We start from the raw sequence: 12,729 nt of genomic DNA, 5'->3' as shown, positions 1-12,729 counted from the left end.
TTCCGCGGGTTTTCGCAATACCCCGAAAAGAGCATTCCGTCCGTGATTCCGGACATGATGTTCTACTCGCAGTGACCGACTCACCACGATCCCGCCGATGGATACGAATCTCCTACCCTGGACGGTGTGAGCACCACTATGCCGGAAAAATCACAGACGAATCTCGACGAGAGCACGGACGCCGTCCGCCAGGACGTGCTGTCCGCCGCGCGGGGGGCGCGGGAGGCGGCAGAGCAGTTCGCGGCGGCGACTCGCGAGACGAAGGATGCCCTGCTGGCGGCGATGGCCGACGCGCTGTCGCGCCGCGCCGGGGAGATCCTCGACGCCAACGAGTTCGACCTCACGGCCGGACGCGAATCCGGCATGTCGGAGGCGATGCTGGACCGTCTGAAGTTGACCGAGTCGCGCGTGACCGAGGTCGCTTCCGGGCTGCGCACGGTGGCGGGCCTGCCTGACCCGGTCGGAGAGACGGTGCGCGGCAACGTACTGCCGAACGGGCTGGAGCTCCGGCAGGTGCGGGTACCGCTCGGCGTGGTCGGCATCGTCTACGAGGGGCGCCCGAACGTCACGGTGGACGCGGCGGGACTGACCCTGAAATCGGGCAACGCCGTGCTGCTGCGCGGCTCCTCCTCGGCCGCGCGTTCCAACGCCGCCCTGGTCTCGATCCTGCGGGACGTCCTCGTCGAATCCGGCTTCTCACCCGAGCTGGTGACGCTGTTGCCGTGTACGGAGCGTTCCTCCGTCCGACACCTGGTCACCGCCCGTGGGCTGGTCGACCTGGTGATTCCGCGCGGCGGTGCCGGACTGATCTCCACGGTCGTCGAGCAGGCGACGGTGCCGGTCATCGAGACCGGTGTCGGCAACTGCCACGTCTACGTGGACCGCGCCGCCGACACGGACAAGGCACGGCAGGTGGTGATCAACGCCAAGACGCGCCGGGTCAGCGTGTGCAACGCGGCGGAGACGCTGCTGGTGCACCGGGAGGCTGCCGAAACCCTGCTGCCGGACCTGGCCCGGGAGCTGAGCGGAGCAGGTGTGACGCTGCACACCGACGAACGCGCCGCCGAGGCGATCGGGGACGCGGCACCGGTCACCCCCGCCACACGGGAGGACTGGGACACCGAATACCTGTCGATGGACCTCGCGGTGGCGGTGGTCGATTCCCCGGAAGCGGCAATGGACCACATCTCCCGGCACGGCACGGGACACACCGAGGCCATCGTCAGCGAGGACGTCTCCGCCGTTCGGCGGTTCACCACGCGGGTGAACGCGGCCGCGGTCGTGGTCAACGCCTCCACCGCCTTCACCGACGGAGGGCAGTTCGGCATGGGGGCCGAGATCGGGATCTCGACGCAGAAGCTGCACGCCCGCGGCCCGATGGCCCTGCCGGAGCTGACCACCACGAAGTGGCTGGTGTGGGGCGACGGGCACACCCGCCCTCGGTAGACTTCGTCGGCTCGGCCGCCTGATCGCCGCGCGGCGGAACCGCTCTCCGGCTCCCGTCGCGGCGCGGAGGGGTCCGACGACTACGTGTGGGCGATGAACGGCCCGTGACGGAGAGCACGAAAACGGGGACGGCGCGGTGAGTGATCGCCGCACCGTCCCCGCACGAAGGCGGTCGTCCCGCTCAGTGGAACGAGTCACCGCAGGCGCAAGAGCCGCCCGCGTTGGGGTTGTCGATCGTGAAGCCCTGCTTCTCGATCGAGTCCACGAAGTCGATCACGGCGCCCTGCAGGTAGGGGGCGCTCATCCGGTCGACGACCACGTCCAGGCCGTTGAAGTCACGCACCGCGTCCCCGTCGAGCGTGCGCTCGTCGAAGAACAGCTGATAGCGCAGTCCGGCACACCCACCCGGCTGCACCGCGATGCGCAGGTGCATGTCATCGCGCCCCTCCTGGTCCAGGAGGGTCTTGGCCTTGCTGGCCGCCGAGTCGGTCAACGTGACGCCATGAGCGGGCGCCTCGGTCTCCACGGTTGTCTCCTGGGCGGTCATGGCTCTCCCTTGCGGTTAGCGGCTGCTGGCAGGTTCCCGCGACAGTCAACGGTCACGGTAAGTGCGAGTATTCCCGCGGGCCAACCCGCGCACGCCGATTGTGACACCCACGGGTAGCACCGCACATGGTACGCACCGGAAACGGTGCTCGTCCGGAGAAGCCGGCCCCTCGCGGCCCGGTTCCCGACTGAGCGGACCCGTGACCACCCGCCTCCGGAGTCAGTATTCATGGTGCGGAGGCTTTCACTTACGCTGGTGGTGTGAAGTTCCTCCGTCGCAACACCGCCGAGCAGAGCGCCACCGTCGACACCGACGAGCACGGTGACGAGGCGACGCGGGAGGACGCCGCCGATCCGACCCGCCCCAAGGGCAGGCCGACCCCGAAACGTCGGGAGTCCGAGGGCAAACGCCGCGGTCCGGTCCCGCCACCGCCGCGCACCCAGCGCGAGGCGTTCAAACGGATGCGCCGCAACAAGCCGGAGCGGCGCAAGGCCGCCGCCGAACGGCGCGAGCGGATGATGGCGGGTGACGACCGCTACCTCATGCCCCGCGACCGGGGCCCGGTTCGGGCCCACGTCCGCGACATCGTGGATTCCCGCAGGCACCTGATGGGGCTGTTCATGCCGCTGGTGCTCGTGGTGTTCGCGGCGACGCTGGTGCGGATCCCGCTGGTTCAGCAGGTGGCAACGGTGTTCTGCCTGGCACTGCTGATAACGATGATCTTCGAGGGCACCATGCTCGGGCGGCTCGTCACGAAGCGGGTACGCGCCAAGTTCCCCGACGCCCGGGACAAGGGGATCAGCCTGGGGTGGTACGCCTTCACCCGCGCGATGCAGCTGCGCAAACTCCGCGTCCCTCGCCCGAGGGTCACTCCGAAGGACATCAACCAGGTGGGGTGAGGACCGCGCGGTGACACCACTGGGCGCACGGGCGACGTGGATCTAGGCTGATGGTCATGGAGTTTCGTCGGCTCGGCCACAGCGGCCTGAACATCAGTGAGATCGCCTACGGCAACTGGCTCACCCACGGTTCGCAGATCGAGGAGGAACAGGCACAGGCGTGCGTGCTGACCGCACTCGATGAAGGAATCACGACCTTCGACACCGCCGACGTCTACGCGGCCACCCGCGCCGAGTCGGTACTCGGGCGCGCGCTGTCCGGCGTACGCCGGGAGAGCATCGAGCTGTTCACGAAGGTCTACTTCCCCACCGGCCAGGGACCGAACGACCGGGGGCTGGGGCGTAAGCACATCATGGAGTCCTGCGAGGCCTCGCTGCGCAGGCTGCAAACCGACTACGTCGATCTCTACCAGGCACACCGGTTCGACCGGACCGTTCCGCTGGAAGAGACCATGACGGCTTTCGCCGACCTCGTCAGGCAGGGCAAGGCGCTCTACATCGGTGTTTCGGAGTGGAACGCCGAGCAGATCACCCGTGCGGCCGAGTTGGCGCGCGAACTGCGCGTACCGCTGGTTTCCAACCAGCCCCAGTACTCGATGCTGTGGCGGGTGATCGAGTCCCAGGTCGTCCCGACGTGCGAGCGGGAAGGCATCGGGCAGATCGTGTGGTCGCCGATAGCCCAGGGCGCGCTGAGCGGCAAGTACTTGCCCGGCCGGGAGGCCCCCGCGGGCTCCAGGGCCACTGACTCGGAGGGCGGGGCGAACATGATCTCGCGCTGGATGCGGGACGAGGTCCTCGAACCGGTACAGCGGCTCAAACCGATCGCCGAGGACCTCGGGCTGTCCATGGCCCAGCTGGCCGTCGCCTGGGTGCTGCAGAACTCGAACGTCTCCGCCGCGATCATCGGGGCCTCCCGTCCCGAGCAGGTCACCGACAACGTGCGGGCGGCAGGAGTGAAACTGGAGCAGGACGTGCTCGACAAGATCGACGACGTGATCGGGCACGTGGCCGAGACCGACCCGCGTCACACCACGACACCGTGAGCGTCCCCGCCCACCGCACGCTGGTGCTGGGCGGAGCGCGCTCCGGCAAGTCCGCCCACGCCGAGGGGCTGCTCCCCCCGGAAGGAGCCGCCACCTACGCCGCCACCGCCCGGCGGGACCCCGACGACCCGGAGTGGAACCGGCGCATCGCCGAGCACGTCGCACGACGCCCGGACGACTGGCGGACGGTCGAGACCCCGGAACCGGCGGCCCTGGTGGAACTGTTGGACAACGCCCTGGGGACGGACCCACCGATCCTGGTCGACGACCTGGCGACCTGGTTGACGGGCGCGCTGGACGACGCCGGGGCGTGGGAGGGTGCCGATTCGGCCCTGGAAACCGTGGAGCGGCAGCGCGGCGAGCTGGTGCGCGCATGCGCCTCCTGCCGGGCACGGCTGGTCCTCGTCTCCGCCGAGGTGGGGCTCGGGGTGGTTCCGGGCAACAGGGCGGCACGGCTGTTCCGCGACGAGCTGGGGGCGCTCAACGCGCGCCTGGCCGAGGTCTGTGACGAGGTGCTGTTGCTGGTCGCCGGACTACCACTGCGACTACGTTGAGTAGCTGTCATACGCTGAGTTCCCGGAGTCGGTCACCGCGAGCACGCCCCGGCCCGGGAGTTCGGCGGCGGTGCGTCACCGGAAGCGGTGTTGCCACGCACGGCTCCTGCCGAACGACTACGGAGGTAAGGCTTGTCCACGGTGTCCGATTCACAACCGGGGGGCACCCCCTCGGCAGAGCCGGCGGACGGAACGGACCGGCCGGGTGTCGATTTCGGCGTGGTGAGGCCACCCGACGAGCAGGCGCACCGGCAGGCCGTGGCGCGCCACGCGGGACTCACCAAGCCCGCGGGTTCGCTCGGCAGGCTGGAGGAGATCGGTGTCTGGGTCTCCGCCAGGCAGGGAACCTGCCCGCCCCGGCCGTTCGACCGCCCCCGGGTCGTGGTCTTCGCCGGCGATCACGGGATCGCCACCAACGGAGTCTCGGCCTACCCCAGCGAGGTCACCGCGCAGATGGTGGACAACATCCTCGCGGGCGGGGCCGCGGTCAACGCGCTGGCCGCCAACGCGGGGGCAGGGGTGCGTGTCGTCGACATGGCGGTGGACGGCGAGACGAACCGTACGGTGGCCGCCTACAAGATCCGCAGGTCGTCCGGCTCCCTCGACGTCGAGGACGCGCTCACCGAGCAGCAGGCCCTCGACGCCGTCACCGCGGGCAGGGCGCTCGCGGACGAGGAGGTCGACAGCGGCGCGGACCTGCTGATCGCCGGTGACATGGGCATCGGCAACACCACCCCCGCCGCCACCCTCATCGCCGCGCTGACCGAGAGCGAACCGGTCGCGGTGGTGGGACGCGGCACCGGCATCGACGACAGCGCGTGGATGCGCAAAACCGCGGCGATCAGGGACGCGCTGCGACGTGCCCGCAAAGTGGTGCACGATCCGGTGGCGCTGCTGCGCACCGCCGCTGGAGCCGACCTCGCCGCGATGTCGGGCTTCCTCGCCCAGGCAGCGGTGCGCCGCACCCCGGTGATCCTCGACGGCGTGGTGGTGGGCGCGGCCGCCATGGTCGCCGAAGAACTCGTTCCCGGGGCCGCGCGCTGGTGGATGGCCGGGCACCGTTCCGTGGAGCCGGGAGCCGCGCTGGTGCTGGAGCACCTGGACCTGCGTCCGGTGCTGGATCTCGAGATGCGACTCGGCGAGGGATCGGGAGCGGTGGCGGCCCTGCCGGTCGTCAACGCCGCGATCAGGGTGCTGGGCGAGATGGCGACCTTCGCCGAAGCCGGCATCGAGGGCCCCACCGAGTCCGAGACGACGGGCTCCTCGCCCGCCGACGCCGCGGACTGAGCGGCGTGGGGGGACTGCGACTGGCGTTCGCCTGGTTGAGTGTGCTGCCGGTGCGGGTCGACGGCGTCGACGAGCGCACCGGCAGGCAGGCCATCTCCCTCGCCCCCCTGGTGGGTGCAGCGCTGGGAACGTTCGCGGCTCTGCTGCTGTGGGTGCTGTTCGCGCTGGGAGCCCCCGGGCTGCTCGCCGGACTGCTCACCGTGGCCGCGCTGGCGTTGGCCACCAGGGGAATGCACATCGACGGACTCGCCGACACCGTGGACGGGCTGGGCTGCTACGGCTCCGCGGAACGCGCGCTGTCGGTGATGCGCGACGGCAGCACCGGACCGTTCGCGGTGGCGGGGCTCGTCCTCGTGATCGGGGTGCAGGTGACGGGACTCGCCGAAGCCGCCTCCCACGGCCGGTGGGGTGTGGTGGTGCTGGCCTGCGCCGGTGGGCGGGCGGCCTTCCCGCTGTGCTGCAGGAGAGGAGTCCCGGCCGCTCGTGCGGACGGCATGGGCGCGCTGGTGGCGGGTTCGCAGCCCCTCCCGACCGTGTTCGCCTGGTGGGCGGTGCTGCTGGTCGCGGCGGGATTCGCCACTGCGGGGAACTGGTGGGTCGGTCCCGTCGCGGTGGTGCTGACCTTCGGCGCGCTCTGGGCACTGAGCGGACACGTACTGCGCCGCTTCGGCGGAGTGACCGGCGACGTGCTCGGAGCCTGCTGCGAACTGGGCACCACGCTGCTGCTGGCGCTGTGCGCCCTCGGCTGAACTCTCAGGGTTGGCAACTCGGTTGTCGTAGCTGGTCGAGAAGCGGAATCTCTCGCGGGCTCTCGCTCCGGGAGGTCCGACATCGGGTAGCGGCCTACACGACGTCGGGCCTTCCTCGCGAGAGCCGCACGGGAGACCCCGCGGCGGTGCGGGCTGCGAGAGGGGTGGGGGCTCGGGCCGCGCGAGTGGTCGGAGTTCGACTGTCGCGGATCTATCCACCCGCGACCGAGGGTACGATCATCACCTCGGCACCGTCACTGAGCGTGGTGGCGGCACCGTCCAGCGCTCGGCACTCGGTGCCGTCGACGTAGAAGTTGACGTAGCGGCGCAACGTCCGCGTCTCGTCGCGCAGCCTGCGCTCCAGCGCCGGGTGGCTGATCGCCAGCTCGTCGAGCAGTTGCCGCAGCGTGGCACGCTCTTCCAGCGACAGCCGCAACCTGCCCGCGCCGTCGGCGGTGGAGCGCAGCATTCGCGGTATCACCAGGGTGATTCGCATGATCGCCTCCCGTCTCGTGGTGCGGTCGCTCACCGGTGGACGTGGGCCTCACACCACGGCCGCGCGCAGCGACAACACGTCCGGCAGGTGTTCGGCGACCAACGTCCAGCTCTCACCCCGGTCGGAGCTCGCGTAGACCTCACCGGAGCGGGACCCGAAGTACACCCCGGCGGGATCGGCGTCGTCGAGGCAGAGCGCGTCACGCATGACCGCCGACCAGAAGCCCTCCCCGGGCAGTCCCTCCCCCATGCCTTCCCAGGAACGGCCCGCGTCCCTGCTGCGGTAGATCCGGCAACTTCCCTCCGGCGGGAAGCGGTGCGCGTCCGCGACCAACGGGAACGTGTAAACCGTGTCGGGATCGGTCGGGTCCACACCGATGGGGAAACCGAAGTCGGCCGGAAGCCCTTCCGCGATGGACTCCCAGGTGTCGGCACCGTCGTCGCTGCGGTAGACACCGTGGTGATTCTGCAAGTAGATCCGGTCGGGGGCCGAGGTGTTCCGGGCCATCTTGTGCACGCACTGCCCGAACTCCGGGTACTCGTCCTCCGGCATGAAGTAGGCCCGGATACCGCTGTTCGCCGGGTTCCACTCGGAACCGCCGTCCACGGTGCGATACACCCCGCCGGTGGACATCCCCACCAGCACGCGGCTCGGCTCCCGGGGATCGGGCAGGATCGTGTGCACCGCCTGCCCGCCCGCCCCCGGGAACCACTCGGCGCGGTGCGGGTGGTCCCACAACCCCCGGACCAGTTCGTAGTTGCTGCCACCGTCCTCGGAACGGAACAGGGCGGACGGCTGTGTCCCCGCGTAGATCACCTCGGGTTCACTCACCGGGCCGGGAACGATCTGCCAGACACGCCGCAGCGCCGTTCCGGTGTCAGCGGGAAACGCGATGGGGGCGTGGTCGGGCTCCTGCCAGCTGTGCCCCAGATCGTCGCTGGTGACCAGGGTCGGCCCGAAGTGGGGACTCTCGGTCCCCGCCAGCAGGCGTGGCGCGCTCCGGGTGTCGACAGCCACAGCGTAGACCTCGGTCATGGGCAGCTGGGGGCCCGTCACCTGCCAGCCACCACCGTCACCGTTCCGGCGCGCCAGCCACAGCCCCTTGCGGGTGCCGATCATGAGCAGTACGGACGAGGACACGGCCGCCTCCAGTCGGGACGTGATTGGGCTCTCACCGGAAAGGTACGCCGAACCACCGACAATCGCCGTGCCACGCGGAACCGCCCGCCCCGGGGGCCTACGGCGCTCAGGCCAGCTTCGTCATCCACCCCTCGGGATCGGGCAGTCGACCGTACTGGATGCCGGTCAACTCCTCCCGGAGCCGCATGGTCAGTTCTCCCGGGGTGCCGTCACCGATCGTGAACTCGCCCTCGCTGTACTTGACCCTGCCCACCGGGGTGATGACAGCCGCGGTTCCGCAGGCGAACACCTCGGTGATCTCACCGGACAGCGCCTTCTCCTCCCATTCGTCGGTGGTGATCCGGCGCTCCTCCACGGCGAGACCGAGCCGCTCCCCCATCCGCAGCAGTGAGGAGCGGGTGATGCCGGGCAACAGGCTTCCGGTCAGTTCCGGGGTGACCAGTCGCGCGTCCGCTCCGGAACCGAACACGAAGAACAGGTTCATGCCGCCCATCTCCTCCACCGCGCGCCGCTCCACGGCGTCCAGCCAGACGACCTGGTCACACCCCTGCTCGGCGGCCTGGCGCTGCGCCACGAAGGAGGCGGCGTAGTTGCCCGCGAACTTCGCGGCCCCGGTGCCGCCCGGGCTGGCGCGGACGTACTCGCGACTGAGCCACACGGTGACCGGCTTCACGCCGCTGGCGAAGTAGGAGCCGGCCGGGGAGGCGATCAGCGTGTACAGATAGCTGCCCGCCGGACGGTTGACCCCGAGGGAACGCTCGGTGGAGATCATGAACGGTCGTAGGTACAGCGAGCTCTCGCCCTCCGAGGGCACCCACTGGGAGTCGGCCGAGACCAGTTCGCGCAGCGAGTCGAGAAAAGCCTCCTCCGGCAGCTCGGGCATGGCCAGCCTGCGTGCCGAGGCCCGGAACCGGGAAGCGTTGGCACTGGGACGGAACGAGGCGATCGAACCGTCGGGCTGGTGGTAGGCCTTCAGTCCCTCGAAGATGGCCTGGCCGTAGTGCAGCACCGTGGTGGCCGGGTCCAACTCGATGGGGTGATAGGGCTCCAACCTGGCGTCGTGCCAACCCTGCTCGGCGCTCCACCGCGCGGTGACCATGTGGTCGGTGAAGTGGTTCCCGAACCCGGGGTCGGCGAGTACCTTCGCGCGATGTTCGGCGCTTGCCGGCTTCGGGTTCTCGGTCCGGGAGAAAACGAGGGGTTGGCTCATGGACGTACCGTATCGCGCGCCTGAGAGCAGTGGAAACCTGACCGGAAAAAGTTTGCCGTCCGAGTGTTAATAGTGCTTATGGTCGGCCGCACGACCGTCGAACCCCGTTCGGTGTTCGCGCGATCACGGGGTGTCGGGGCCACCCGGGCGGTACTCCCGCGGCCGCTCCCGACCACTTCGGCGCGCCCGTTGACCCACCACCGCGAGCAGGGGCGCGCCGACCGCCACGCCCAGCGTGATCCCCATCGCGGGCACCGGCATGCTCATGGCGAGGACCACCGAAAGCCCCATCCCCAGGCAGGCCGTCCGCCTGGGCAGTTTCCGCCCCTCCAGCAACAGCACCCTCGTCGCCGCGTTGACCAGCGCGTAGTGGACCAGCAGACAGCATGCGGCGACCGAGACGGCCAGTTCCGGTTCGACGAACCACGCCAGCGAAGCGGCCACCGCGGCCACCGCCAGGTCGAACGCGACGGGAGTGCCCGAGGCCCCGCCGCGCCGCGCCAGCAGCGGCAGTTCACCGTCGGCGACCAGGGCCGTCCCCGTGGGACGCGCCGACTCCAGCACCGCGAGCAGCACCGGGAGCGCGGCCAGCGCGACCCCCAGCCCCACTCCCGAAGTCAACGCGGCCGCGTCGGCCGCACGCAACGCGTCGAGCAGCGGAGCGGGTGACAGCGCCAACCTGGCCGAACCGAGCTGGTACAGCACCGCCGACAGCAGCGCGGTCAGCACCACACCGACCACGAGCAGCACGGCCGGCAGCGCCCGTCCCACCGCGGCGGACGGAAGGCGAACGTTTCCGCGCGAGGGGGTGGTCAACCGCTCGAACCCCGCGAAGGCGAGGAACAGCACCCCGGCCGCCCCTGTCACGGCCAGTGGCCCGCTCGTCGGAGCTGCCGGAGCTACCGGTGAGTCCACCGGCGTGATGCTCAGACACGCGGTGATCACCACCACGACCACGGCGAGCGGCGGCACCAGCCAGAGCCAGCCGGCCGCTCCCCTGATCCGCAGCCCCGCGGTGGACACCAACACCGCGAACAGCGGGAGCGAAACCGCCGTCGACGACTGCGGCGTCGGAAGGTGGCGAGCGGCCGTGCCCGCCACCGCCGCCATCGCGGCCGCATGGCCGAACAGCCCCGTACCAGCGGCGATCCGGCCGGGAACCGTCCCCAGCTTGTCCCGCACGCACACGTAGCCCGCGCCGGGAGCGCGATAGGACTCGGCCTGGCACCGCGCGGCGAGCGCGGCGCACCAGGCGGTCACCACCGCCACCGGGACGGCGAGCGGCACCCAGGGCCCCGCGATCGCAGTGGCCGGTGCCGGGGCGAGGAAGACCCCGGCCCCCAACATCGCACCGAGCCCGAGCGGAATAGCCCGCAGAACCGCCGCGGAACCGGCCGGGCCCACCGATCGTTCGGTCACGCAAACCATCCTCGTAGTAACACCGATCCCCCACGAGAACCGTACTTCCGAAGGAGAATCGCCGGTACCGAGGGAACGGGGTACTCCTCGCGGTGGGTGATCCCTCGGCGACGTGCCGACACGAACACGGGCTGGTACGCGCCGGGGCGGACACGCCGTTCTACAGTGCCTGCGGAAGCGGTACGTGGTGGGCGGGTGCTACTCGCACCGGCCCCACGGCACAACAGCGGGAGGAGCCACAGGTGACAACCCCCAAACTCGCCCTGGTCGACGGCAGCGCGGCGAAACTGACGGTGGAGACACTCGTCATCGGAACCGTGGAGGGCCCGGACGGGCTCGAACTGGCGCCGGGAACCAACGAGATCGCCGCGGCCTTCGACGGCAACCTGACCGAGACACTGACCCTGCTGGGTGCCACCGGCAAGGCCGAGGAGGTCGTCAGACTGGCGGCGAGTGGGTCGGTACGGGCGGAGGTCCTGCTCGCGGTCGGTCTCGGCAAACGCGACCAGCAGGAGGAGATCCCCGGCGAGTCGGTGCGGCGCGCCGCGGGAGTCGCGGCGCGGTCGATGACCGGTGTCTCGCACGCCGCCACCACGCTGTCCGCACTGGACGTCTCGGCAGCGGTGCAGGGAACCGTGATGGGCTCCTACGCGTTCACCCGGTACAAGTCCTCCCCCGGCGACGAACCGGTGGGCAAGATGGACTTCGTGGTCCCCGACTCCAAGGAGGACGCGGCGAAGTCCGCGCTGAAGGGCGCCACCGTGATCGGGGAGGCGGTCAACAACGCCCGGGATCTGATCAACACACCCCCGAACGACCTGCCTCCCGCCGCCATGGCGGACCGCGCCTCCGAGCTCGGGCGCCAAGCGGGACTGGAGGTCGAGGTGCTGGACGCCGACGATCTCCGCAAACACGGCTACGGCGGCATCCTGGGGGTCGGTGAGGGGTCCTCCCGCCCCCCGAGGCTGGTCCGGATGCGGCACAAGGGCCCGAAGAACGCCCGGAAGGTCGCGCTGGTCGGAAAGGGCGTGACCTTCGACACCGGCGGCATCTCCCTCAAGCCCGCCGCGGGTATGGACGAGATGACCTCGGACATGTCCGGCGCCGCCGCGGTCGTCGCGACCATGGTGCTGGCCGCCAAGCTCAACTATCCGCTCGACATCACAGCCACCGTCCCGATGGCGGAGAACATGCCGTCCGGAACCGCCTACCGCCCCGGCGACGTGCTGACCATGTACAGCGGCAAGACCGTCGAGGTTCTCAACACCGACGCCGAGGGCAGGCTCATCCTCGCCGACGCGATCACGCGCGCCTGCGAGGACGAGCCGGAGTACCTGATCGAGGCATCGACCCTGACAGGTGCCCAGCTGGTCGCCCTGGGCAAGCGGACACCCGGCGTAATGGGCAGCGAGCGGTTCCGGGACCGCGTGGCGGAGTTGTCCCGGGCTGTCGGCGAAGCGGGGTGGGCCATGCCGCTGCCGGAGGAGCTGCGCGGTGACCTCGACTCGAAGCTGGCCGACATCGCCAACGTCACCGGGCAGCGCTGGGGCGGGATGCTGGTCGCCGGACAGTTCCTCAGTGAGTTCGTCGCCGAGGACGTGGCCTGGGCGCACATCGACGTGGCGGGACCGGCGTACAACTCGAACTCCCCGTGGGGTTACACCCCCAAGGGCGGCACCGGTGTGCCGGTGCGGACGATGGCCGCCGTGCTTGCCGACATCGCCGAACGAAACTGACGAGAACCCGCGACGGAGCTCGCTCGTGGAGCCGGGCAGTCGGCTCGCGGGGGCGGCGCCCCGGCCGCGTCGGGCCGACTCCTCCATCGGCGACCACGCGACGGGCGGGCCCGGCCTCGCGATGTGCCCGACTCACGCACCGGGGACAGCCCGGTCGTCGACGGCCGAGCTCCCGAGCGGGCCAGGTTTCCGCTGTGGCTTCC

General features: G+C 70.4%; 12 protein-coding genes. 7 read left to right on the top strand and 5 right to left on the bottom strand.

Translation table 11 applies throughout. From position 1 onward, the window contains the following. The first annotated feature begins 138 nt into the window (after nt 1-138). Complete coding sequence (locus tag BLQ75_RS09050; RefSeq protein ID WP_092600611.1) at nt 139-1,446, top strand: glutamate-5-semialdehyde dehydrogenase; 1,308 nt, start codon at nt 139-141, stop codon at nt 1,444-1,446. A gap of 181 nt (nt 1,447-1,627) precedes the next feature. Here BLQ75_RS09050 and BLQ75_RS09045 read toward each other — a convergent pair whose 3' ends face one another. Then, the gene (locus tag BLQ75_RS09045; protein WP_043574215.1) at nt 1,628-1,993 is read right to left on the bottom strand and encodes a HesB/IscA family protein; all 366 of its coding nucleotides are present in this window, start codon (nt 1,991-1,993) and stop codon (nt 1,628-1,630) included. 260 nt (nt 1,994-2,253) lie between these two features. Here BLQ75_RS09045 and BLQ75_RS09040 point away from each other — a divergent pair, with 260 nt between their 5' ends. The 5 genes from BLQ75_RS09040 to BLQ75_RS09025 all read left to right on the top strand — a co-directional run bounded on the left by BLQ75_RS09040 (nt 2,254) and on the right by BLQ75_RS09025 (nt 6,525). Continuing rightward, nucleotides 2,254-2,892, top strand: coding sequence for a DUF3043 domain-containing protein (locus BLQ75_RS09040; protein WP_092600609.1), 639 nt, complete (start codon nt 2,254-2,256; stop codon nt 2,890-2,892). 56 nt (nt 2,893-2,948) lie between these two features. Next, nucleotides 2,949-3,935, top strand: a complete 987-nt coding sequence (locus BLQ75_RS09035; RefSeq protein ID WP_092601007.1) for an aldo/keto reductase family protein — start codon at nt 2,949-2,951, stop codon at nt 3,933-3,935. After that, a complete protein-coding gene (gene cobU, locus BLQ75_RS23835; RefSeq protein ID WP_211481262.1) occupies nt 3,932-4,489 on the top strand; it encodes a bifunctional adenosylcobinamide kinase/adenosylcobinamide-phosphate guanylyltransferase in 558 nt (185 codons plus the stop codon). Before BLQ75_RS09035 ends, cobU begins: the two co-directional genes overlap by 4 nt. Nucleotides 4,490-4,708: 219 nt before the next feature. Beyond that, nucleotides 4,709-5,776 carry a nicotinate-nucleotide--dimethylbenzimidazole phosphoribosyltransferase gene (gene cobT, locus BLQ75_RS23830; protein WP_244515354.1) on the top strand — a complete coding sequence of 356 codons (1,068 nt, stop codon included), beginning with the start codon at nt 4,709-4,711 and terminating at the stop codon, nt 5,774-5,776. Nucleotides 5,777-5,781: 5 nt separating this feature from the next. Continuing rightward, nucleotides 5,782-6,525, top strand: coding sequence for an adenosylcobinamide-GDP ribazoletransferase (locus tag BLQ75_RS09025; RefSeq protein ID WP_092600607.1), 744 nt, complete (start codon nt 5,782-5,784; stop codon nt 6,523-6,525). Nucleotides 6,526-6,736: 211 nt separating this feature from the next. Here BLQ75_RS09025 and BLQ75_RS09020 read toward each other — a convergent pair whose 3' ends face one another. The 4 genes from BLQ75_RS09020 to BLQ75_RS09005 all read right to left on the bottom strand — a co-directional run bounded on the left by BLQ75_RS09020 (nt 6,737) and on the right by BLQ75_RS09005 (nt 10,790). Beyond that, nucleotides 6,737-7,021, bottom strand: a complete 285-nt coding sequence (locus tag BLQ75_RS09020) for a MoaD/ThiS family protein (protein ID WP_092601005.1) — start codon at nt 7,019-7,021, stop codon at nt 6,737-6,739. A gap of 48 nt (nt 7,022-7,069) precedes the next feature. After that, the gene (locus tag BLQ75_RS09015; RefSeq protein ID WP_092601003.1) at nt 7,070-8,140 is read right to left on the bottom strand and encodes a WD40/YVTN/BNR-like repeat-containing protein; all 1,071 of its coding nucleotides are present in this window, start codon (nt 8,138-8,140) and stop codon (nt 7,070-7,072) included. 127 nt (nt 8,141-8,267) lie between these two features. Then, nucleotides 8,268-9,371, bottom strand: a complete 1,104-nt coding sequence (locus tag BLQ75_RS09010) for a branched-chain amino acid aminotransferase (protein ID WP_092600605.1) — start codon at nt 9,369-9,371, stop codon at nt 8,268-8,270. Between the two features lie 123 nt (nt 9,372-9,494). Further along, complete coding sequence (locus BLQ75_RS09005) at nt 9,495-10,790, bottom strand: APC family permease (RefSeq protein WP_211481259.1); 1,296 nt, start codon at nt 10,788-10,790, stop codon at nt 9,495-9,497. A 242-nt stretch (nt 10,791-11,032) separates the two neighbouring features. Between BLQ75_RS09005 and BLQ75_RS09000 the strand changes: the two genes are divergently transcribed. Then, nucleotides 11,033-12,526 (top strand): leucyl aminopeptidase, encoded by a 1,494-nt coding sequence (locus BLQ75_RS09000; protein WP_092600603.1) that lies wholly within the window; start codon nt 11,033-11,035, stop codon nt 12,524-12,526. The last annotated feature ends 203 nt before the right edge of the window (nt 12,527-12,729 follow it).

The organism is Actinopolyspora xinjiangensis (assembly GCF_900104475.1).
GTDB classification, from domain to species: Bacteria; Actinomycetota; Actinomycetes; order Mycobacteriales; family Pseudonocardiaceae; genus Actinopolyspora; species Actinopolyspora xinjiangensis.
This window is presented reverse-complemented; position numbering and strand designations above follow the sequence as displayed.

What these genes read in the sequence shown, in the direction of transcription:
- BLQ75_RS09050 (WP_092600611.1), top strand. Translation starts at nt 139, where the DNA reads ATGCCGGAAAAATCACAGACGAATCTCGACGAGAGCACGGACGCCGTC.
- BLQ75_RS09045 (WP_043574215.1), bottom strand. Translation starts at nt 1,993, where the DNA reads ATGACCGCCCAGGAGACAACCGTGGAGACCGAGGCGCCCGCTCATGGC.
- BLQ75_RS09035 (WP_092601007.1), top strand. Translation starts at nt 2,949, where the DNA reads ATGGAGTTTCGTCGGCTCGGCCACAGCGGCCTGAACATCAGTGAGATC.
- BLQ75_RS09020 (WP_092601005.1), bottom strand. Translation starts at nt 7,021, where the DNA reads ATGCGAATCACCCTGGTGATACCGCGAATGCTGCGCTCCACCGCCGAC.
- BLQ75_RS09015 (WP_092601003.1), bottom strand. Translation starts at nt 8,140, where the DNA reads ATGATCGGCACCCGCAAGGGGCTGTGGCTGGCGCGCCGGAACGGTGAC.
- BLQ75_RS09010 (WP_092600605.1), bottom strand. Translation starts at nt 9,371, where the DNA reads ATGAGCCAACCCCTCGTTTTCTCCCGGACCGAGAACCCGAAGCCGGCA.